The organism is Rhizobium sp. FKL33 (assembly GCF_005222915.1).
Lineage (GTDB): Bacteria > Pseudomonadota > Alphaproteobacteria > Rhizobiales > Rhizobiaceae > Rhizobium_E.
Map to the genome: position 1 here is coordinate 123,954 of NZ_STFX01000001.1, position 21,297 is coordinate 145,250.

Genomic DNA, 21,297 nt, shown 5'->3' on the forward strand with positions numbered 1-21,297 from the left:
ACCTGTTACCCAAAAGCCTGGACCAGGCTTTTGGGTATTGGGTTCTAAAGATTAGAGTTCCCCGATATATGACGGAGCCGTGTGGCCAGCGGCCCTCCGTCTGTTGCAGGCCCGAATGCTATAAGCGATAAGGAGCGACGATGGCTCAGACCCTGTCTTTCAATGGTCGTAGGCGCGTACGCAAGTTTTTCGGAAAGATCCCGGAAGTGGCGGAGATGCCGAACCTCATCGAGGTTCAGAAGGCGTCCTACGACCAGTTCCTGATGGTGGAAGAACCTGAAGGCGGACGTCCCGACGAGGGACTAAACGCTGTTTTCAAGTCCGTGTTCCCGATCACCGATTTTTCCGGCGCGGCTATGCTCGAATTCGTGTCCTACGAATTCGAACCGCCGAAGTTTGACGTGGATGAATGCCGTCAGCGCGATCTGACCTATGCTGCGCCGCTCAAGGTGACGCTGCGCCTGATCGTGTTCGATATCGACGAGGACACCGGCTCCAAGTCGATCAAGGACATCAAGGAACAGTCCGTCTACATGGGCGACATGCCGCTCATGACCAACAACGGCACCTTCATCGTCAACGGCACCGAGCGCGTCATCGTTTCCCAGATGCACCGTTCGCCGGGCGTGTTCTTCGATCATGACAAGGGCAAGAGCCATTCTTCTGGCAAGCTCCTGTTCGCCGCCCGCGTGATCCCCTATCGCGGCTCCTGGCTCGACATCGAGTTCGACGCCAAGGACATCGTCTATGCGCGCATCGACCGCCGCCGCAAGATCCCCGTGTCGTCGCTGCTCATGGCGCTCGGCATGGATGGCGAAGACATCCTGTCGACCTTCTACACCCAGTCGCTTTACCAGCGCGACGGCAAGGGATGGCGCGTGCCGTTCCAGCCCGATACGCTGAAGGGCCAGAAGGTGTTGTCCGACCTCATCGACGCCGACACCGGCGAAGTGGTGGTTGAAGCCGGCAAGAAGCTGACCCCGCGTCTGCTCCGCCAGCTGACGGAAAAGGGCCTCAAGGCCCTCCGCGCCTCCGACGACGACCTGTACGGCAACTATCTGGCGGAAGACATCGTCAATCCGAACACCGGCGAGATCTATCTCGAAGCCGGCGACGAAATCGACGAAAAGACCCTGCCTGTTCTGCTCGACACCGGCTTCGACGAGATCCCGGTTCTCGACATCGACCATATCAACGTGGGCGCCTATATCCGCAACACGCTGCATGTCGACAAGAACCAGAACCGCCAGGACGCCCTGTTCGACATCTACCGCGTCATGCGTCCGGGTGAACCGCCGACCATGGAATCGGCCGAAGCCATGTTCCAGTCGCTGTTCTTCGACGCCGAGCGTTACGATCTCTCGGCCGTTGGCCGCGTGAAGATGAACATGCGTCTCGACCTCGACGTGGCCGACACCGTGCGCGTTCTGCGCAAGGACGACATCCTCGCCGTGGTGAAGATGCTGGTCGACCTGCGCGACGGCAAGGGCGAAATCGACGACATCGACAACCTCGGCAACCGCCGCGTCCGTTCGGTCGGCGAACTGATGGAAAATCAGTACCGTCTCGGCCTGCTCCGCATGGAGCGCGCGATCAAGGAACGCATGTCCTCGATCGAGATCGACACGGTCATGCCGCAGGATCTGATCAACGCCAAGCCGGCCGCCGCGGCCGTCCGCGAATTCTTCGGCTCCTCGCAGCTCAGCCAGTTCATGGACCAGGTGAATCCGCTGTCGGAAATCACCCACAAGCGTCGCCTTTCGGCGCTCGGCCCGGGTGGTCTGACGCGCGAACGCGCCGGCTTCGAAGTCCGCGACGTGCATCCGACGCACTATGGCCGCATCTGCCCGATCGAAACGCCGGAAGGCCCGAACATCGGTCTGATCAACTCGCTCGCAACCTTCGCCCGGGTCAACAAATACGGCTTCATCGAAAGCCCGTACCGCAAGATCGTCGACGGCAAGGTCACCAGCGACGTGATCTATCTCTCGGCCATGGAAGAAGCGAAGTACTACATCGCCCAGGCGAACTCGGTGCTGAACGACGACCAGTCCTTCTCGGAAGAATTCGTCGTCTGCCGCCACGCCGGCGACGTGATGCTCGCGCCGCGCGACACGATGAACCTGATGGACGTTTCGCCCAAGCAGGTCGTCTCGGTCGCCGCCGCGCTCATTCCGTTCCTTGAAAACGACGACGCCAACCGCGCTCTCATGGGCTCGAACATGCAGCGTCAGGCCGTGCCGCTGCTGCGCGCCGAAGCGCCGTTCGTCGGCACCGGCATGGAGCCGATCGTCGCCCGCGACTCCGGCGCCGCCATCGGCGCCCGCCGCGCCGGCGTGGTCGACCAGGTCGATGCGACGCGTATCGTTATCCGCGCCACGGAAGGCCTCGACGCCTCCAAGTCCGGCGTCGATATCTACCGTCTGCAGAAGTTCCAGCGTTCGAACCAGAACACCTGCGTCAACCAGCGTCCGCTGGTCACCGTGGGTGACGTGGTCAACCGCGGCGACATCATCGCCGACGGCCCGTCGACGGATCTCGGCGATCTGGCGCTCGGCCGCAACGCGCTCGTCGCGTTCATGCCCTGGAACGGCTACAACTACGAAGACTCGATCCTGCTCTCCGAGCGCATCGTGTCGGACGACGTGTTCACCTCCATCCACATCGAGGAATTCGAAGTGATGGCGCGCGACACGAAGCTTGGTCCGGAAGAAATCACCCGCGACATTCCGAACGTGTCGGAAGAAGCGCTGAAGAATCTCGACGAAGCCGGCATCGTCTATATCGGCGCCGAAGTTCAGCCGGGCGACATCCTGGTCGGCAAGATCACCCCGAAGGGCGAAAGCCCGATGACGCCGGAAGAAAAGCTCCTGCGCGCCATCTTCGGTGAAAAGGCCTCCGACGTTCGCGACACGTCCATGCGCATGCCTCCGGGCACCTACGGCACCGTCGTCGAAGTGCGTGTGTTCAACCGTCATGGCGTCGAAAAGGACGAACGCGCCATGGCGATCGAGCGTGAGGAAATCGAACGCCTCGCCAAGGACCGCGACGACGAGCAGGCCATTCTGGACCGCAACGTCTATGGCCGCCTGATCGAGATGCTGAAGGGCCATGTGGCGATCGCCGGCCCGAAGAGCTTCAAGAAGGGCACCGAGCTTACCCACGCCCTTATCGCGGAATATCCGCGTTCGCAGTGGTGGATGTTCGCCGTCGAAGACGAAAAGGTGCAGAGCGAGCTCGAAGCGCTCCGCGGCCAGTACGACCATTCCAAGTCGCTGCTCGAACAGCGCTTCATGGACAAGGTCGAGAAGGTCCAGCGCGGCGATGAAATGCCCCCGGGCGTCATGAAGATGGTCAAGGTCTTCGTCGCTGTGAAGCGCAAGATCCAGCCGGGCGACAAGATGGCCGGCCGTCACGGCAACAAGGGCGTCGTGTCCCGCATCGTTCCGGTCGAAGACATGCCGTTCCTCGAAGACGGCACGTCCGTCGACGTGGTGCTGAACCCGCTCGGCGTGCCGTCGCGCATGAATGTCGGCCAGATCCTCGAAACCCATCTCGGCTGGGCTTGCGCCGGTATGGGCAAGAAGATCGGCGCGATGATCGAGGCCTATCGCGAAGGCGGCAATATCGAGCCGCTGCGGATCACCATGGACCAGCTGATGGGCCAGGGCCCGAAGGCGGAGCCCGTCAAGGATCTCGACGACGAGTCGCTGGTGCGTCTCGCCGAACAGTCCAAGAAGGGCGTGTCCATCGCCACTCCGGTGTTCGACGGCGCGCATGAGGCCGACATCAACGTGATGCTGAAGGAAGCGGGTCTTTCCGAGACCGGCCAGTCGCAGCTCTATGATGGTCGTACGGGCGAACCCTTCGACCGTCCGGTCACCGTCGGCTACATCTACATGCTGAAGCTGAACCACCTTGTGGACGACAAGATCCACGCCCGTTCGATCGGTCCTTACTCGCTCGTCACCCAGCAGCCGCTCGGTGGCAAGGCGCAGTTCGGCGGTCAGCGCTTCGGGGAAATGGAAGTCTGGGCTCTGGAAGCCTACGGCGCCGCCTACACCCTGCAGGAAATGCTGACGGTGAAGTCGGACGATGTGGCCGGCCGCACCAAGGTGTATGAAGCGATCGTGCGCGGAGACGACACGTTCGAAGCGGGCATTCCGGAGAGCTTCAACGTTCTCGTCAAGGAAATGCGCTCGCTCGGCCTGTCGGTGGAGCTCGAAAACTCGGTGGTCGAAGACGCCGCCGGCGAGCTTCCGGACGCTGCGGAGTAAAATCCTATCGGCCGCGCGCGGGACATAACCCGCGCGCGGCGTCACGCTTTGGTCCGTTTCGCATGTCATAGCGTTGAGTCGGACGAGGGTGTGGAGCGCGGCGCAGGCCGCGGTTTTCCATTTTTAGGAAGCGACGATTTTCGTCGACAAGAATCGTCAGCGCTTCCATTTCAGGGTTTGGCGCCCCCAAGGAGACAGGCATGAACCAAGAGGTCATGAATCTTTTCAACCCGCAGGCACCGGCACAGGTCTTCGATTCCATCAGGATTTCGATCGCCTCGCCCGAGAAGATTCTTTCCTGGTCCTACGGCGAAATCAAGAAGCCGGAGACCATCAACTACCGCACCTTCAAGCCGGAGCGCGACGGTCTGTTCTGCGCGCGCATCTTCGGGCCGATCAAGGATTACGAATGCTTGTGCGGCAAGTACAAGCGCATGAAGTACAAGGGCATCATCTGCGAAAAGTGCGGCGTCGAAGTGACGCTTTCGCGCGTTCGCCGCGAGCGCATGGGCCATATCGAGCTCGCCGCGCCCGTCGCCCATATCTGGTTCCTGAAGTCGCTTCCCTCGCGCATCTCGACGCTGCTCGACATGACGCTGAAGGATGTCGAGCGCGTTCTCTATTTCGAGCATTACATCGTCACCGAGCCGGGTCTCACCGCGCTCAAGGAGCGTCAGCTCCTGACGGAAGAAGAGTATATGCTCGCCGTGGACGAATATGGCGAAGACCAGTTCACCGCCATGATCGGCGCCGAAGCCATCTATGAGATGCTCGCGAGCCTCGAGCTCGAGCGTATCGCCGGCGAACTGCGTTCGGAACTGGCCGACACCACCTCGGATCTCAAGCAGAAGAAGCTGATGAAGCGCTTGAAGATCGTCGAGAACTTCATCGAGTCCGGCAACCGTCCGGAATGGATGATCATGAAGGTCGTGCCGGTGATCCCGCCGGATCTGCGTCCGCTCGTGCCGCTCGACGGCGGCCGTTTCGCGACGTCGGATCTGAACGATCTCTATCGCCGCGTCATCAACCGTAACAACCGTCTGAAGCGCCTGATCGAACTGCGCGCTCCGGGCATCATTATCCGCAACGAAAAGCGCATGCTGCAGGAAGCTGTGGACGCGCTGTTCGACAACGGCCGTCGCGGCCGCGTCATCACCGGCGCCAACAAGCGTCCGCTGAAGTCGCTGTCCGACATGCTCAAGGGCAAGCAGGGCCGCTTCCGCCAGAACCTGCTCGGCAAGCGCGTCGACTATTCCGGCCGTTCGGTCATCGTGACCGGTCCGGAACTGAAGCTGCATCAATGCGGCCTGCCGAAAAAGATGGCGCTCGAACTGTTCAAGCCGTTCATCTACGCCCGCCTCGACGCCAAGGGTTTCTCCTCGACCGTCAAGCAGGCCAAGAAGCTGGTCGAAAAGGAAAAGCCTGAAGTCTGGGATATCCTTGACGAGGTCATCCGCGAGCATCCGGTTCTCCTGAACCGCGCGCCGACGCTGCACCGCCTGGGTATCCAGGCCTTCGAACCGACTCTGGTCGAAGGCAAGGCCATCCAGCTGCATCCGCTCGTCTGCACCGCCTTCAACGCCGACTTCGACGGCGACCAGATGGCCGTTCACGTGCCGCTGTCGCTCGAAGCCCAGCTCGAAGCCCGCGTGCTGATGATGTCGACCAACAACATCCTGCATCCGGCCAACGGCGCGCCGATCATCGTTCCGTCGCAGGACATGGTTCTCGGTCTCTACTATCTCTCGATCGTGGCTGAAAACGAGCCGGGTCAGGGCATGGTGTTCTCCGACATGGGCGAGCTGCAGCATGCGCTCGAAACCAAGACGGTGACCCTGCACACCAAGATCAAGGGCCGCTTCAAGAGCGTCGACGCCGAAGGCAAGCCGACCTCGAAGATCTACGACACGACCCCCGGCCGCATGATCGTCGGCGAACTCCTGCCGAAGAACCCGCTGGTTCCCTTCGACGTCTGCAACCAGGAACTGACCAAGAAGAACATCTCCAAGATGATCGACACGGTCTACCGTCACTGCGGCCAGAAGGACACGGTGATTTTCTGCGACCGCATCATGCAGCTCGGCTTCGCCCATGCCTGCCGCGCCGGCATTTCGTTCGGCAAGGACGACATGGTCATCCCGGCGTCGAAGTACACGATCGTCGACGAGACCGAAAATCTGGTCAAGGAATACGAGCAGCAGTACAATGACGGCCTGATCACTCAGGGCGAAAAGTACAACAAGGTCGTCGACGCCTGGGGCAAGGCCACCGAAAAGGTCGCCGACGAGATGATGAAGCGCCTGAAGGCCGTCGAGTTCAAGGAAGACGGTCGCCAGAAGCAGATGAACTCGATCTATATGATGAGCCATTCGGGGGCCCGCGGTTCGCCGAAGCAGATGTCGCAGCTCGGCGGCATGCGCGGCCTGATGGCCCGTCCGGACGGTTCGATCATCGAAACGCCGATCACGTCGAACTTCAAGGAAGGCCTGACCGTCAACGAGTACTTCAACTCGACCCACGGCGCCCGCAAGGGTCTGGCCGACACGGCGCTCAAGACCGCTAACTCCGGTTACCTGACCCGCCGTCTCGTCGACGTGGCGCAGGACTGCATCGTCACCCATGTCGACTGCGGCACCGACACCGGCCTCACCATGACGGCCATCGTCGACGCCGGTCAGGTCGTGGCCTCGATCGGTCAGCGTATCCTCGGCCGCACGGCTCTGGACGACATCGACAACCCGGTCACCGGCGAGAACATCGTCAAGGCCGGCCAGTTGATCGACGAAGCCAATGTCGTGGCGATCGAAAAGGCCGGCATCCAGTCGGTTCGCATCCGCTCTGCGCTGACCTGCGAAATCCGCACCGGCGTCTGCGGCGTCTGCTACGGCCGCGACCTCGCGCGCGGCACGCCCGTCAATATCGGCGAAGCTGTCGGCGTCATCGCCGCTCAGTCGATCGGCGAGCCGGGCACGCAGCTGACGATGCGCACCTTCCACCTTGGCGGCACCGCCACCGTGGTCGACAGCTCGTTCCTGGAAGCGTCCTATGAAGGCACGATCCAGATCAAGAACCGCAACCTGCTGCGCAACTCCGATGGCAACCTCGTCGCCATGGGCCGCAACATGTCCGTCATCATTCTCGATGAACGCGGCGTGGAGCGTTCGTCGCAGCGCGTGGCCTATGGTTCGAAGATCCTGGTCGACGACGGCGACAAGGTGAAGCGCGGACAGCGTCTCGCCGAGTGGGACCCCTATACCCGCCCGATGCTGACGGAATTGGCCGGCCGGATCGAGTTCGAAGACGTGGTCGACGGTCTGTCGGTGACGGAATCGACCGACGAATCCACTGGTATCACCAAGCGTCAGGTTATCGACTGGCGTTCGACCCCGCGTGGTTCGGATCTGAAGCCTGCGATCGTCATCAAGGACGAAGCCGGCAATATCATGAAGCTCGCGCGTGGCGGCGACGCCCGTTACTTCCTGTCGGTCGAGGCCATTCTGTCGGTCGAGCCCGGCCAGAAGATCAGCCAGGGCGACGTGCTCGCCCGTTCGCCGATGGAAAGCGCCAAGACCAAGGACATCACTGGCGGTCTGCCGCGCGTGGCCGAACTGTTCGAAGCCCGTCGTCCGAAGGATCACGCCATCATCGCCGAGATCGATGGCACGATCCGTCTGGGTCGCGACTACAAGAACAAGCGTCGCGTCATCATCGAGCCGGCGGAAGACGGCGTCGAGCCGGTCGAATACCTGATCCCGAAGGGCAAGCCGTTCCATCTTCAGGAAGGCGACTTCATCGAGAAGGGCGAGTACATCCTCGACGGCAACCCGGCGCCGCACGACATTCTGGCGATCAAGGGCGTGGAGGCTCTGGCTTCCTACCTCGTGAACGAAATCCAGGAAGTCTACCGTCTGCAGGGCGTGTTGATCAACGACAAGCACATCGAAGTCATCGTGCGTCAGATGCTGCAGAAGGTCGAGATCACCGAGCAGGGCGACTCCGGCTATATCCCGGGCGACAATGTCGACCGGATCGAGCTGGACGAAGTCAACGAGCGTCTGGTCGAAGAAGGCAAGAAGCCTGCTTACGGCGAGCCGGTTCTGCTCGGCATCACCAAGGCGTCGCTGCAGACCCCGTCCTTCATCTCGGCCGCGTCCTTCCAGGAAACGACCAAGGTGCTCACGGAAGCTGCGATCGCCGGCAAGCGCGACACGCTGCAGGGTCTCAAGGAAAACGTCATCGTCGGCCGTCTCATCCCGGCCGGCACCGGCGGCACCATGACCCAGATCCGCCGCATCGCCAGCGCCCGCGACGAGATGATCCTCGAAGAGCGCAAGCGTGGTTCCGGCGCCGACGCCGCGACCCCGATGCTGCAGGATCTGGCCGGCGAGGCCGCTCCCGCCGCCGAGTGATCGGACGCGAAAACTGAAAAAAGTAACGCCGGAGGGAAACCTCCGGCGTTTTTTTGTGGCGCGCCTGCCAAACTTCAACCGGTCGAGCGATTGCGATCTCGGCCCCGAGGTCAGCGTCTCGTTCTCAACGCGTAGCGATGGGATCGATCGGTTCATCCATGCGCGATATCCCCCATTTGGGAGTTGTCCGCTGCGCCGCCGCGCCATACTGTCCTGGGCGGGGCAGCGCGATGTCACTCGAGAGTGACTGGCGGCGTCGCGGGCGCGTTTCCTGAAGATTCAGTTTGGGGCCATCTGATGACCATTCATAAGAACGTTGCGTTCAAGCTCGATGGGAAAACGAAATTTTCAGTCGGCGACGACGATTTCGCGTGGAGCGGCCGGTGGATCGACCAGATCAACATTTGGTCTGGAGACAAAGGCAAGGTCTATACGAGCACCGTCACGCTAACGGGCTCTGACTGGGGCGTGGCCTCGCTGCGTTTCGTTGGGCAGGCGGACATGAAGCTCGTCCTCAAGGATGGCGACGCCAGGACAGGGCGTGAATTCGAGTCCATTCTTGCTGGCAACGCCGGCAGCGTCATCACCCTAAAATCGACCAGCGTCCATGATCTGGCGGGGTCCGGCGGCGTCGACAAGGTCACGCTCGGCGCGGGGCGGGTCGATCAGGTCTATCTCTACGATGGCAATGACGTGGTGACGACGGGCAGCGGCAGCGTGGGCTCCATCCAGACCGGCAATGGCAACGACAAGGTCACGCTCGGCGCCGGGAATGTCGACGGCGTCATGACTGCGGATGGCAACGATACGGTCGTCGGCGGGTCTGGGGACGCCAGCCTGATCGGCCTGGCGGCCGGGAACAACAGCTTCACCAGCGGCGACGGCTGGGTCGGCATTCTCTCTTTGGGGTCAGGGGACGACAAGGTCAAGATTGCCCGTGGCGAGGTCGATCTCATTCGGCTGTCGGATGGCGATAATACGGTGACGGTCACGGCTGATGGCTGGTCCGGCTCGATCGTGGCCTATGGGGGTGATGACACGCTGAGCCTCGACGCCTCGCGGGGTATAGAGAACGTCAATCTGGGCTCCGGCCACAATGTGGTGAACGCCGGCGCCGGTTATATCGGATCCCTGGTGTTTTACGGCGGCGTCGACGAGGTGACGTTGGGCGCAGGCGGAGCCGGCAGCGTTCAGCTGGGTGACGGCGACAACAGTCTTTACTCCGGCGCCGGTTGGCTGGGAGCGGTCATGGCAGGCTCGGGCAATGATACAATTTCAATTGTCGGGGACGCGGGGACGGTGCAAGCCGGTTCCGGCAACAACACCATCACGGCAACGGGTTCCTGGGTGAGTTCCATCGTCGCCAATGGCGGTGTGGATATCGTCGAAGTCACCTCCGGCGTCGAGGCGATGCTCCTGGGCTCCGGCGATAATCGGATCGAGACGGGGGCCGGCTGGGTTGGCTCGATCATCACCTATGGCGGCGCGGACAAGATCCTGGTGGGCGCCGGCGGGGCTGGTTTCGTCGCCGCTTATGGAGGCGATGACACCGTCGCCCTGACCGAGACGGATATGGGCGACACCTCGATCATCAATGGCGGCAGCGGAACGGATACGGTCGACTTTTCCCGCTTTTCGCTGGATGTGGTGATATCCCTGGCGGATCCCAGCCCTTATCAGGCCGGAGACACCGCATTCGTAGTCGTCGGCTTCGAAAACCTCGTTACCGGCTCGGGAGACGACATATTGACCGGAAGCGCCGTCAACAATACGCTCGCCGGCGGAACCGGAGATGATGCGCTTACGGGCGGCGAGGGGGCGGACAAATTTGTCTTCGCGTCCGGCGACGGTGAGGATCTGGTTACCGATTTTTCGGTCGCCCAAGGCGACGTCGTCGATCTTTCCGGCGTAACTCAAATTACGAGTTTCAGTGATCTCGCCGCCAGCCATATGACCCAGGATGGATCCGATGTGGTGATCAGCAACGGCGCCGGCGACACGATCACGCTTGCGGATGTCGTTCTCGCCGACCTGAGTTCGGCCAGCTTCGCATTTTGACCGGGAGGCTGGTGAGGGGAAATGCGCAGCGGCACAACCGCCGCGCTCCGTAATGTCATGTCATGAAAAGCGAATGATAGACACGTCGCCTTCGAGCGCGCCCTGATAGGCCGAGGCGTGCGGCTCTTCGTCGGGTTCGCCCATGATGGTGCCGATCTGGTCGAGGTCCGCCTCGTGGAAGCCCTCCTCGGTCAGCGCGTTCAGCGCCTCGCGCACGGCGGTGTCGTCGTCGGGCGCGCGCAGCATGATATGCACGTCGATGCCGTCCTCGTCGTCTTCCAGATAGGCCTTGCCGATGATGATGAAGACGAAGCCGTCCTTTGGCGCGTTGTCGTTGACGGGATCTTCCATATGAACGCTTTCTTTGCTTGGGAGAGGGCGGTCCGCCCCGATTGCGAAATCTGTGCCGGTGGAATCACCAGAAGCTGCGATGCGCCGATGAGGCGCTGATGGGCCGAATCTATCGGTTTGGCGTCTCCCGCACAAATATTATGTGGCGGCGCGACGGGTTTTTACCCTTGATTAAGGTTGCTGAAATCTTGCGCCTCAGTCCGGATTCGGGTCATATCGGGCCGAAACCCGCCGTTTCCACCCGGTTGCCGTAAAAAAGCGGCGTCGCCTCTTGACTGTGAAGGGGAATGGATTTAGTACGCCGGCCATCAGAGCCGATGTGGGGCTGGCTGGTTCGGGACGACGCGTCCTGGAGTTCGTCCCAAACAAGGTTCATCATAGCACGTTGATTTGCGATTGCTGCACGCATGATTCCTCTTTTTGCGGAGGAATCCTCTGTTTCATCGGATACACACGCTCACTATGGCGGTGCATCCGATTTTTGCGCATGAAACATCGATATGCTTGAAGGCCGGAGACGGCGTAACGAGTGCCCGCAAGGGTCCAGGAAAACAGTTTCTAAAGGGATGGTTACATGCCTACCGTAAACCAGCTGATCCGCAAGCCGCGTCAGGCACAGGTCAAGCGCAACAAGGTTCCTGCTCTGCAGGAAAACCCCCAGAAGCGTGGTGTTTGCACCCGCGTGTACACGACCACGCCGAAGAAGCCGAACTCGGCTCTGCGTAAGGTTGCCAAGATCCGCCTGGTGAACGGCTTCGAAGTCATCGGCTACATCCCGGGCGAAGGTCACAACCTTCAAGAGCACTCCGTGGTGATGATCCGCGGCGGCCGCGTCAAGGACTTGCCGGGCGTGCGCTACCACATCATCCGCGGCGTGCTCGACACCCAGGGCGTCAAGAACCGCAAGCAGCGCCGCTCCAAGTACGGCGCGAAGCGTCCGAAGTAATATTGGCCGCCTCCGCGTTTCGCGGCGGCTCCCTGATCAAGTTGAGAGACGAAAAATATGTCCCGTCGTCATAGTGCAGAAAAGCGCGAGATCAATCCGGATCCGAAGTTCGGCGATCTGGTTGTGACCAAGTTCATGAACGCCATCATGTATGATGGCAAGAAGTCCGTCGCCGAGCGCATCGTTTACGGCGCCTTCGACGCCGCTCAGGCCAAGGCGAAGGCCGAGCCGATCGCTCTGTTCCACCAGGCGCTCGACAACATCGCTCCGCATGTGGAAGTCCGCTCCCGCCGCGTCGGCGGCGCGACCTACCAGGTTCCGGTCGACGTCCGTCCCGAGCGCCGTCAGGCTCTCGCCATCCGCTGGCTGATCACGGCCGCCCGCAAGCGCAACGAAACGACCATGGTCGATCGTCTGTGCGGCGAGCTGCTCGACGCCGCCAACAACCGCGGTTCTGCCGTCAAGAAGCGCGAAGACACGCACAAGATGGCGGAAGCCAACCGCGCGTTCTCGCATTATCGCTGGTAATCATCGAGAGAAAGGCAGTCTATCATGGCTCGCGAATACAAGATCGAAGACTACCGCAATTTCGGCATCATGGCTCACATCGATGCCGGCAAGACGACCACGACCGAGCGTATCCTCTACTACACCGGTAAGTCCCACAAGATCGGCGAAGTCCATGACGGCGCTGCCACGATGGACTGGATGGAGCAGGAGCAGGAACGCGGCATCACCATCACGTCCGCCGCCACCACGACCTTCTGGAAGGGCCGTGACGGCAAGCAGCGCCGTTTCAACATCATCGACACCCCCGGCCACGTCGACTTCACCATCGAAGTCGAGCGTTCGCTGCGCGTGCTCGACGGCGCGGTTGCTCTGCTCGACGCCAACGCCGGCGTTGAGCCGCAGACGGAAACTGTCTGGCGTCAGGCCGACAAGTACAACGTCCCGCGGATGATCTTCTGCAACAAGATGGACAAGACCGGCGCGGACTTCTACCGCTCGGTCGAAATGATCAAGACCCGTCTGGGCGCCACCCCGGTCGTCTGCCAGCTGCCGATCGGCGCTGAAAGCGACTTCAAGGGCGTCGTCGACCTGATCGAAATGAACGCTCTGGTGTGGCGCGACGAATCGCTCGGCGCTCAGTGGGACGTCGTCGAGATCCCGGACGACCTGAAGGACAAGGCTGAAGAATATCGCGAAAAGCTCATCGAGACCGTCGTCGAAATCGACGAAGCCGCGATGGAAGCCTATCTCGAAGGCAACATGCCCGACAACGACCAGATCCGCGCGCTGATCCGCCGCGGCACGATCGACGTCAAGTTCTTCCCGTTCTTCTGCGGTTCGGCCTTCAAGAACAAGGGCGTGCAGCCGCTGCTCGACGCCGTTGTCGACTTCCTGCCGTCGCCGATCGACATTCCGGCGATCAAGGGCATCGACGCCAAGACCGAAGCTGAAATCGAGCGTCACGCCGACGACAGCGAGCCGCTGTCGATGCTGGCCTTCAAGATCATGAACGACCCCTTCGTCGGTTCGCTGACCTTCTGCCGCATCTACTCGGGCAAGCTCGAAAAGGGCGCGTCCGTGATGAACACGGTCAAGGACAAGCGCGAGCGCGTCGGCCGCATGCTGCAGATGCACTCCAACAGCCGTGAAGACATCGAAGAAGCCTTTGCAGGCGACATCGTGGCTCTCGCCGGCCTGAAGGATGCGACCACGGGCGACACGCTCTGCGACCCGCTGAAGCCGGTTATCCTGGAACGCATGGAATTCCCCGAGCCGGTCATCCAGATCGCGATCGAGCCGAAGTCCAAGGGCGACCAGGAAAAGATGGGCCTCGCGCTCAACCGTCTCGCTGCCGAAGATCCGTCCTTCCGCGTGAAGACCGACGAAGAATCGGGTCAGACGATCATCGCCGGCATGGGCGAACTGCACCTCGACATTCTTGTTGACCGCATGCGTCGCGAGTTCAAGGTCGAAGCCACCGTCGGCGAGCCGCAGGTTGCCTATCGCGAAACCATCACCCGCGAGCACACCGAAGACTACACGCACAAGAAGCAGTCCGGCGGCACCGGTCAGTTCGCCCGCGTCAAGCTGGTGTTCAAGCCGAATCCCGATGGCGAAGAGTTCAAGTTCGAGTCCAAGATCGTCGGCGGCGCGGTTCCGAAGGAATACATCCCCGGCGTTGAAAAGGGCATCCTGAGCGTCATGAGCTCCGGTCCGCTCGCTGGCTTCCCGATGCTCGGCGTTCATGCGACGCTGATCGACGGCGCCTTCCACGACGTCGACTCGTCGGTTCTCGCCTTCGAAATCGCCTCGCGCGCCTGCTTCCGCGAAGCCGCCAAGAAGGCCGGCGCGCAGCTGCTTGAGCCGATGATGAAGGTCGAAGTCGTCACCCCCGAAGACTATGTGGGCGATTGCATCGGCGACCTGAACGCGCGTCGCGGTCAGATCCAGGGTCAGGAAAGCCGCGGCGTGTCCGTGGTGATCAACGCCCATGTGCCGCTCGCCAACATGTTCAAATACGTCGACAAGCTGCGCTCGATGTCCCAGGGCCGCGCTCAGTACTCGATGGTGTTCGATCACTACGCGCCGGTTCCGGCTAACGTCGCCCAGGAAATCCAGGCTAAGTATTCCGGTCAGCGTTGACCGGAATACACCACCCGATTTTGAAGTTACGCCTTCGGGCGAGAGAATGGAGAGCCAACTATGGCAAAAGGTAAGTTTGAGCGGAATAAGCCGCACGTGAACATTGGCACGATCGGTCACGTCGACCACGGCAAGACGTCGCTGACGGCTGCGATCACCAAGTATTTCGGCGAGTTCAAGGCGTATGACCAGATCGACGCCGCTCCGGAAGAAAAGGCCCGCGGCATCACCATCTCGACCGCGCACGTCGAATATGAGACGCCTGCCCGTCACTATGCGCACGTCGACTGCCCCGGCCACGCCGACTACGTCAAGAACATGATCACCGGCGCGGCCCAGATGGACGGCGCGATCCTCGTCTGCTCGGCGGCCGACGGCCCGATGCCGCAGACCCGCGAGCACATCCTGCTCGCCCGTCAGGTCGGCGTTCCCGCGATCGTGGTGTTCCTGAACAAGGTCGACCAGGTCGACGACGCCGAGCTTCTCGAACTCGTCGAGCTCGAAGTGCGCGAACTTCTGTCGTCCTACGACTTCCCGGGCGACGATATCCCGATCATCAAGGGTTCGGCTCTGGCCGCCCTCGAAGATTCCGACAAGAAGATCGGTGAAGACGCGATCCGCGAGCTGATGGCCGCTGTCGACGCCTACATCCCGACCCCGGAACGTCCGATCGACCAGCCCTTCCTGATGCCGATCGAAGACGTGTTCTCGATCTCCGGCCGCGGCACCGTCGTGACCGGCCGCGTCGAGCGCGGCATCGTCAAGGTTGGCGAAGAAGTCGAAATCGTCGGCATCCGCGCCACCGCCAAGACGACCTGCACCGGCGTCGAAATGTTCCGCAAGCTGCTCGACCAGGGCCAGGCCGGCGACAACATCGGCGCGCTGCTCCGCGGCGTGACCCGTGACGGCGTCGAGCGCGGCCAGATCCTCTGCAAGCCCGGCTCTGTGAAGCCGCACCGCAAGTTCAAGGCCGAAGCCTACATCCTGACCAAGGAAGAAGGCGGCCGTCATACGCCGTTCTTCACCAACTACCGTCCGCAGTTCTACTTCCGCACGACGGACGTGACGGGCATCGTGACGCTGCCGGAAGGCACGGAAATGGTCATGCCGGGCGACAACATCACCGTTGACGTCGAGCTGATCGTTCCGATCGCGATGGAAGAAAAGCTCCGCTTCGCTATCCGCGAAGGCGGCCGCACCGTCGGCGCCGGCATCGTCGCCTCGATTGTTGAATAACAATCGATCGACGATAGCGAAAGCTGCCGACGCAACTAAGTCTGCAAATCGCGTCAAGCGCGATTTGCGCGGCGCCGGCATCGTCACCTCGATCGTCGAGTAATGTCTCGACGAGACTGATTGGGAAGCCCCGCTGGAAACAGCGGGGCTTTTCGTTTTTGCTGTCCCTTACGCCTTTGTCCGGAATCCCCCATGAAGCAGATCCTGTCCATCCAGTCGCATGTCGCCTATGGCTATGTCGGAAACCGCGCGGCGGTGTTTCCGCTGCAGCGGCTCGGCCATGAAGTGACGGCTGTGAACACGGTGCAATTCTCCAACCATACCGGCTATGGCGAGTGGACCGGCGAGGTGTTGTCAGCCGGCCATATCGAGGCGATCGTCGAGGGGCTCGACAAGCGCGGGGCGCTGGCGTCGGCAGATGCGCTGCTGACCGGCTATCTCGGCGATCCCGCCATCGGCGACATCATCATTTCGCTTCTCGACCGGCTGCCGAAGGATGCGCTCTGGCTCTGCGACCCCGTGATGGGCGATGTCGGCCGCGGCTTCTTCGTGCGTCCCGGCATTCCCGAATTCTTCCGCGACCGGGCGCTGCCGCGCGCCGGCATCATCACGCCCAACCAGTTCGAACTCGAATTCCTGACCGGCCGCACGATCACGACGCTCGAAGAGGCGCGGGCGGCCTGCCGTTCGGCGCATGAGATGGGACCCGAAATCGTGCTGTTGACCTCGCTGATCCATGACAAGACCGGCGACGACGAGATCCAGATGCTCGCATCGCATCGCTTCGGCGAACAGGCTTTGGTCTCGACGCCGCGACTGGCGATTAATCCGGCCCCGAATGGCGCGGGCGACTGCACCTCGGCGCTGTTTCTGGCGCATCGTCTGTCGAGCGCCTCGCTTGCCGACAGTCTGGCGCGCACCGCATCCAGCATCTTCGCGCTGTTCGACAAGACGATGAAAGCGGGCCGGCGCGAATTGCACCTGATCGCCGCCCAGGACGATTTCGCCAATCCGGCCGCGCTCGATGTGACTCTGCTCTGAAGCTACAGGTTCACGACGCTAAAACCGTGGCTTTTGCCGCTTGGGCTTGAACGAATTCGGCTTTCGCGCGTATCACTCCTGCCTGATATCATGTCCGTCTGTTGAAGGCGGATCACGGGAGGATTGATTTTTGAAAAAGCGTATTCTGTTCACCGGCGGCGCGGGCAAGGCCGGTCGCCACGTCGTGCCCTGGCTCATCAATGCCGGATATGAGGTGCACAATCTCGATCTCGCGCCGCTCGACAGCCCCGGGGTGACCAATCTCATCGTCGACATCACCGATTCCGGTCAGGTCTACAACGCCCTGACAATGCATCGTGATTTTCCGGATCTCGATCATGGCCGGGGCGTGCAGCCCTATGACGCCGTGGTGCATTTCGCGGCCATTCCCCGCATCCTCATCAAGCCAGACAACGAGACCTTCCGCGTCAACACGATGGGCACCTACAATGTCGTGGAGGCTGCGGTGAAGCTCGGGGTGCGCAAGATCATCGTGGCGTCGTCGGAAACCACCTATGGCGTCTGCTTCGCCGAGGGACATCGCGACTTCCACCAGTTTCCGCTGGAGGAAGACTATGACGTCAATCCGATGGACTCCTATGGCCTGTCGAAGGTTCTGAACGAGAAGACTGCGCGCGCTTTCGCCGAACGCTCGGGCGCCGACATCTATGCGCTCCGCATCGGTAATGTGATCGAACCGCATGAATATGCGGATTTCCCGCGTTACTTCGCCGATCCTGAGATCCGCAAGCGCATCGCCTGGTCCTATATCGACGCCCGCGATCTCGGCCAGATCGTCCATCTCTGCATTGGCAAGGACGGATTGGGCTATCAGGTGTTCAACGCGGCAAACGACACGGTGTCGGCCAACACGCCGAGCCGCGAGCTTGCGGCGCGCTACTATCCGAATGTGCCGTTCACCCGGGAGATCGGCGAATTCGAAGGGCTGCTCTCCAACCGCAAGATCCGCGAAGTGCTCGGCTTCAAGGAAGAGCATGACTGGCGGAACTATGTGACGGTCTGAACATGCGAAAGGGCTCCGCGAGGAGCCCTTTTCAGCATATCAAGCTTGGCGGATCAGGCGTCCTTACCGACCACCAGACCATAGACATAGGCGACAGCCATTAGGCCGACGAGCCCGGCCATGGCGAAAAGTTGTCCAAAGAAGCCGCGCTTGGGCAGCAGCGCCGCATCACCCGCGCCAGTTGCGCGCACGGTGTTGGCCTTGAGAATCTCGACCAGCCTGGCGTTTACGGCGTCGTTGTTGTTGGCGACATCGCCATCCACTGCGTCGCTGGCGCTGTTTGCGCGTTCATTCTGCATGACTTCACCCCATGGTTAATGAGTGTGTAATGCTTTTCAAAGATTGAGGCAAGACCGCGCGCGCCGTCTCCGAGCTTTCAGAGTTCCGGGATGTTTTCGCGAAACACCACCTGCAGCCGCGGCGCGTGATAGTCGAAACGCTTTCCGAGCACCGCATGGCTGAGCATGGCGATGGCCTCGCGCGCCTCGACGCGCGGATTCTGGTCGATGACCGCATCCATCGCCCCGGATAGGAGAAGAAGCTTGGACGATTCTGTCAGTTCATGACCGATGAAGATGATGGATTTCGATCGGCCGGCTTCGGAGATCGCCTGGCCGATGCCGGCATTGCCGGCGCCGATATTGTAGATTCCGACCAGATCCGGATGCCGCGCCAGAAGGGCGGCCGCTTCCTCATAGGCGCGCTGGCGGTCGTCGCGCACTTCCCTGAGTTCCACCACCTCGAGGTGCGAAAACTCCTCCGACAGAATGTGCCGGAAGCCCATCTCACGCTCTTCATGGCCGCGATAGGAGAGGGAGCCGGCGAACAGCGCCACTTTACGATTTTCGCCCGGAGGCAGGAAACGACCCAATAGATAGCCGGCTAAACGACCGGCGGCGCGATTGTCGATGCCGACATAGCCGGTGCGCGGCACATGCAGGATATCGGACACCAGCGTGACCACGGCAACACCTGCATCCGCCAGCATGCGCATGGCCTCGCGCACGGCGGGGTGATCGAGCGCAATCAGGCCGACGCCCTGGCTTTCGCCGCGCAAACCCATCAGCGTCTCGGCGAGCGTGATGGGATTGAAGCCCTCCACCTCATGGATGCGGCAATCGATGATTTCCTGGGCCGCGCATTGCCGTTCGATCTGCGCCTTCAGCGTCTTGATGAAGGAATTGGTGCCCTGCGGCAGCACGAAATCGAGCCTGATGCGTTCCGACGAAGCGTCGCCGGCGCCGAAATAGCCGAGGCGCCTCGCAGTTTCCATCACGATCGAACGGGTGCGTTCGCTCACGCCGGAGCGATTGTTGAGCACGCGGTCGACGGTGGCGGTGGAGACGCCGGATTCCCGCGCAATATCAAAGAGTGTCGACCGCAAGCCCATGATTCCCGTCAGCATTTATGATGTAAAATGATGTAATCTCTTCTTGCATTCGCGCAAGCGATTTTGCGGCGCATCGAACTTTCTTCGGTTATTCATCACCTCATATTTCTTCATTTTTTCAACGCTTTGGGTTGCTGTTGACGCGATTCCGTTCTCTGTTTGATGACAAATGATCCCTCCTGAAAGATTCATGATGTTAATTGATGTTGACATCAAGTCATCAGCAAATCAATATCCATCATGCAGAGGATGGGAGGTCCGCTGCAAAGGGAGGAAAATATGTCCACTTCGTTTCGCGTGTCGCGACGCGGCTTCTTGAGCGCGTCCTCACGACTGGCCGGCGTCACCGCCGCCATCGGCATCGCCCCGCAATTCATTCGACCCGGCCGCGCATTTGCGGCCGATGCGCTGGCCCCCGGCATGATCGGCGGGCCGACCGGCTTCGATGGCGCCGAGCGCTATCAATATGGTCCCGATACGCCCGAGGGCAGGGCGATCGAGGCGGCCAAGGCGCTGAAGGGCGCCGGCAAGGCGCCGGCCAAGATCGTGCTCGGCCTGTCCGACGGTTCGATCGGCCAGTTGACGCAACCGTTCCCCAAAGGCGCGCCGTCGATCAAGGAGCTGTGGGAAAAAGAGACCGGCATCACGCTGGAAATCGTCGGCGTTCCCAACGGCCAGGAATTCACCAAGACGATGCAGGACATCTCCACCAAGGGTGGAGCCTTCGACATCTATGCGGTGGAATGGAACCGTCTGGGCGATCTCGCCGAAACCGGCGGCATCATCGCGCTCGACGACTATGTCGCGGCCCATAAGCCGGAATGGGACGATCCCGAGCGTGGCTATGTTGGCGGCCAGGCCGGCGTTTCGCTGCTCAACCAGTATCGCGGCCAGACCTATGGCGTGTCACTGGATGGCGACTTCCAGACCTGGAACTACCGCACCGACCTGTTCAACGACGAGGCGGAAAAAAAGGCCTTCTCCGACAAGCACGGCTATGAGCTCGCGCCGCCGAAAACCTGGAAGCAGCATTCCGACATCGCCGCTTTCTTCCATCGTCCTGACAAGGGCCTGTTCGGCTCGACCGACCTGCGCAATCAGGGCTGGGGCTACACCAACTGGTATCAGCGCTATGTGTCGATGGGCAATCCCAACCAGTATCTGTTCGACGACAGCGGCGCGCCGCTGATCAATTCCGACGCCGGCGTCGCCGCCACGCTGGAATATGTGGACTCGCTGTCGCATCATTCGCCGGATGCGATTTCCTGGGGCTGGCCGGAGCAGTATGGCAATTTCGCCAATGCCGGCGCCGCCATGACCTGCGCCTTCTCCAACCTGCCGAAATTCCTCGACAATGCCGGCAATACCGGCTCGAAGGTCACCGGCAAGATCGGCTCGATGCTGCCGCCGGGCCGCGAAGTCGACGGCAAGCTGATCCAGCGCACCGTGCTCTGGCTCAATCTCTCAGCTTCGGTGTCCTCGCAGAGCAAGAACCCGGAAGCCTGCTATCTGCTGCTACAATGGCTCGGCTCCAGCCGCATCTATTCCTGGATGACGGCCAATCCGGGCGGCTATTTCGATCCGTTCCAGCTCGCCAACTTCTCCGATCCGCTCGTGCGCGAGACCTATCACGATTACCATATGGACATCGTGAGGGAGAGTGTGGCGCGGACCGTGCCGACGATCAACTATCCCGGCGCGACCGCCTTCCACAATGCGCTGGACGAGAATCTGATGGCGGCGCTGACCAAGGCGAAGACCCCGGAACAGGCGATGGCCGACACCGAGACGCAGTGGAAGCGCATTGCCCGCCGCACCGGCGAGGACAAGCTGATCGAGGCGATCAAGGCCAACAAGGCGGCCTGGCCGACCATCACCGACGCCGCCTGAGGCGTCCGACGAGCCGGGGAGAG

General features: G+C 61.4%; 13 protein-coding genes. 10 read left to right on the top strand and 3 right to left on the bottom strand.

Going from position 1 to position 21,297, the window contains the following annotated elements; all coding sequences use genetic code 11:
- The first annotated feature begins 140 nt into the window (after nt 1-140).
- From rpoB to E8Q41_RS00655, 3 genes are all read left to right on the top strand, one after another.
- Nucleotides 141-4,277, top strand: coding sequence for a DNA-directed RNA polymerase subunit beta (rpoB, locus tag E8Q41_RS00645; RefSeq protein ID WP_137153560.1), 4,137 nt, complete (start codon nt 141-143; stop codon nt 4,275-4,277).
- 200 nt (nt 4,278-4,477) lie between these two features.
- Complete coding sequence (rpoC, locus tag E8Q41_RS00650; RefSeq protein ID WP_137153561.1) at nt 4,478-8,686, top strand: DNA-directed RNA polymerase subunit beta'; 4,209 nt, start codon at nt 4,478-4,480, stop codon at nt 8,684-8,686.
- 297 nt (nt 8,687-8,983) lie between these two features.
- Complete coding sequence (locus E8Q41_RS00655; protein ID WP_137153562.1) at nt 8,984-10,744, top strand: calcium-binding protein; 1,761 nt, start codon at nt 8,984-8,986, stop codon at nt 10,742-10,744.
- A 60-nt stretch (nt 10,745-10,804) separates the two neighbouring features.
- Here the strand turns inward: E8Q41_RS00655 and E8Q41_RS00660 are convergent, their stop codons facing one another.
- Entirely contained in the window at nt 10,805-11,095 is a 291-nt protein-coding gene (locus tag E8Q41_RS00660; RefSeq protein WP_137153563.1) for a transcriptional regulator, read from the bottom strand.
- A 574-nt stretch (nt 11,096-11,669) separates the two neighbouring features.
- Here E8Q41_RS00660 and rpsL point away from each other — a divergent pair.
- From rpsL to E8Q41_RS00690, 6 genes are all read left to right on the top strand, one after another.
- Entirely contained in the window at nt 11,670-12,041 is a 372-nt protein-coding gene (gene rpsL, locus E8Q41_RS00665; protein ID WP_137153564.1) for a 30S ribosomal protein S12, read from the top strand.
- A 57-nt stretch (nt 12,042-12,098) separates the two neighbouring features.
- Nucleotides 12,099-12,569, top strand: coding sequence for a 30S ribosomal protein S7 (rpsG, locus tag E8Q41_RS00670; RefSeq protein WP_137153565.1), 471 nt, complete (start codon nt 12,099-12,101; stop codon nt 12,567-12,569).
- A gap of 24 nt (nt 12,570-12,593) precedes the next feature.
- Entirely contained in the window at nt 12,594-14,693 is a 2,100-nt protein-coding gene (gene fusA, locus E8Q41_RS00675; protein ID WP_137153566.1) for an elongation factor G, read from the top strand.
- A gap of 60 nt (nt 14,694-14,753) precedes the next feature.
- The gene (tuf, locus tag E8Q41_RS00680) at nt 14,754-15,929 is read left to right on the top strand and encodes an elongation factor Tu (RefSeq protein ID WP_137153567.1); all 1,176 of its coding nucleotides are present in this window, start codon (nt 14,754-14,756) and stop codon (nt 15,927-15,929) included.
- A gap of 192 nt (nt 15,930-16,121) precedes the next feature.
- Nucleotides 16,122-16,970, top strand: coding sequence for a pyridoxal kinase PdxY (gene pdxY / locus E8Q41_RS00685; RefSeq protein WP_137153568.1), 849 nt, complete (start codon nt 16,122-16,124; stop codon nt 16,968-16,970).
- Nucleotides 16,971-17,100: 130 nt separating this feature from the next.
- Nucleotides 17,101-17,994 (top strand): NAD(P)-dependent oxidoreductase, encoded by an 894-nt coding sequence (locus E8Q41_RS00690; protein WP_137153569.1) that lies wholly within the window; start codon nt 17,101-17,103, stop codon nt 17,992-17,994.
- Nucleotides 17,995-18,047: 53 nt separating this feature from the next.
- Here the strand turns inward: E8Q41_RS00690 and E8Q41_RS00695 are convergent, their stop codons facing one another.
- Together E8Q41_RS00695 and E8Q41_RS00700 are read right to left on the bottom strand one after the other, a co-directional pair.
- Entirely contained in the window at nt 18,048-18,293 is a 246-nt protein-coding gene (locus tag E8Q41_RS00695) for a hypothetical protein (protein WP_137153570.1), read from the bottom strand.
- 77 nt (nt 18,294-18,370) lie between these two features.
- Nucleotides 18,371-19,378 carry a LacI family DNA-binding transcriptional regulator gene (locus E8Q41_RS00700; protein WP_137153571.1) on the bottom strand — a complete coding sequence of 336 codons (1,008 nt, stop codon included), beginning with the start codon at nt 19,376-19,378 and terminating at the stop codon, nt 18,371-18,373.
- Between the two features lie 285 nt (nt 19,379-19,663).
- Between E8Q41_RS00700 and E8Q41_RS00705 the strand changes: the two genes are divergently transcribed.
- Complete coding sequence (locus E8Q41_RS00705; protein ID WP_137153572.1) at nt 19,664-21,274, top strand: extracellular solute-binding protein; 1,611 nt, start codon at nt 19,664-19,666, stop codon at nt 21,272-21,274.
- Nucleotides 21,275-21,297: the final 23 nt, after the last annotated feature.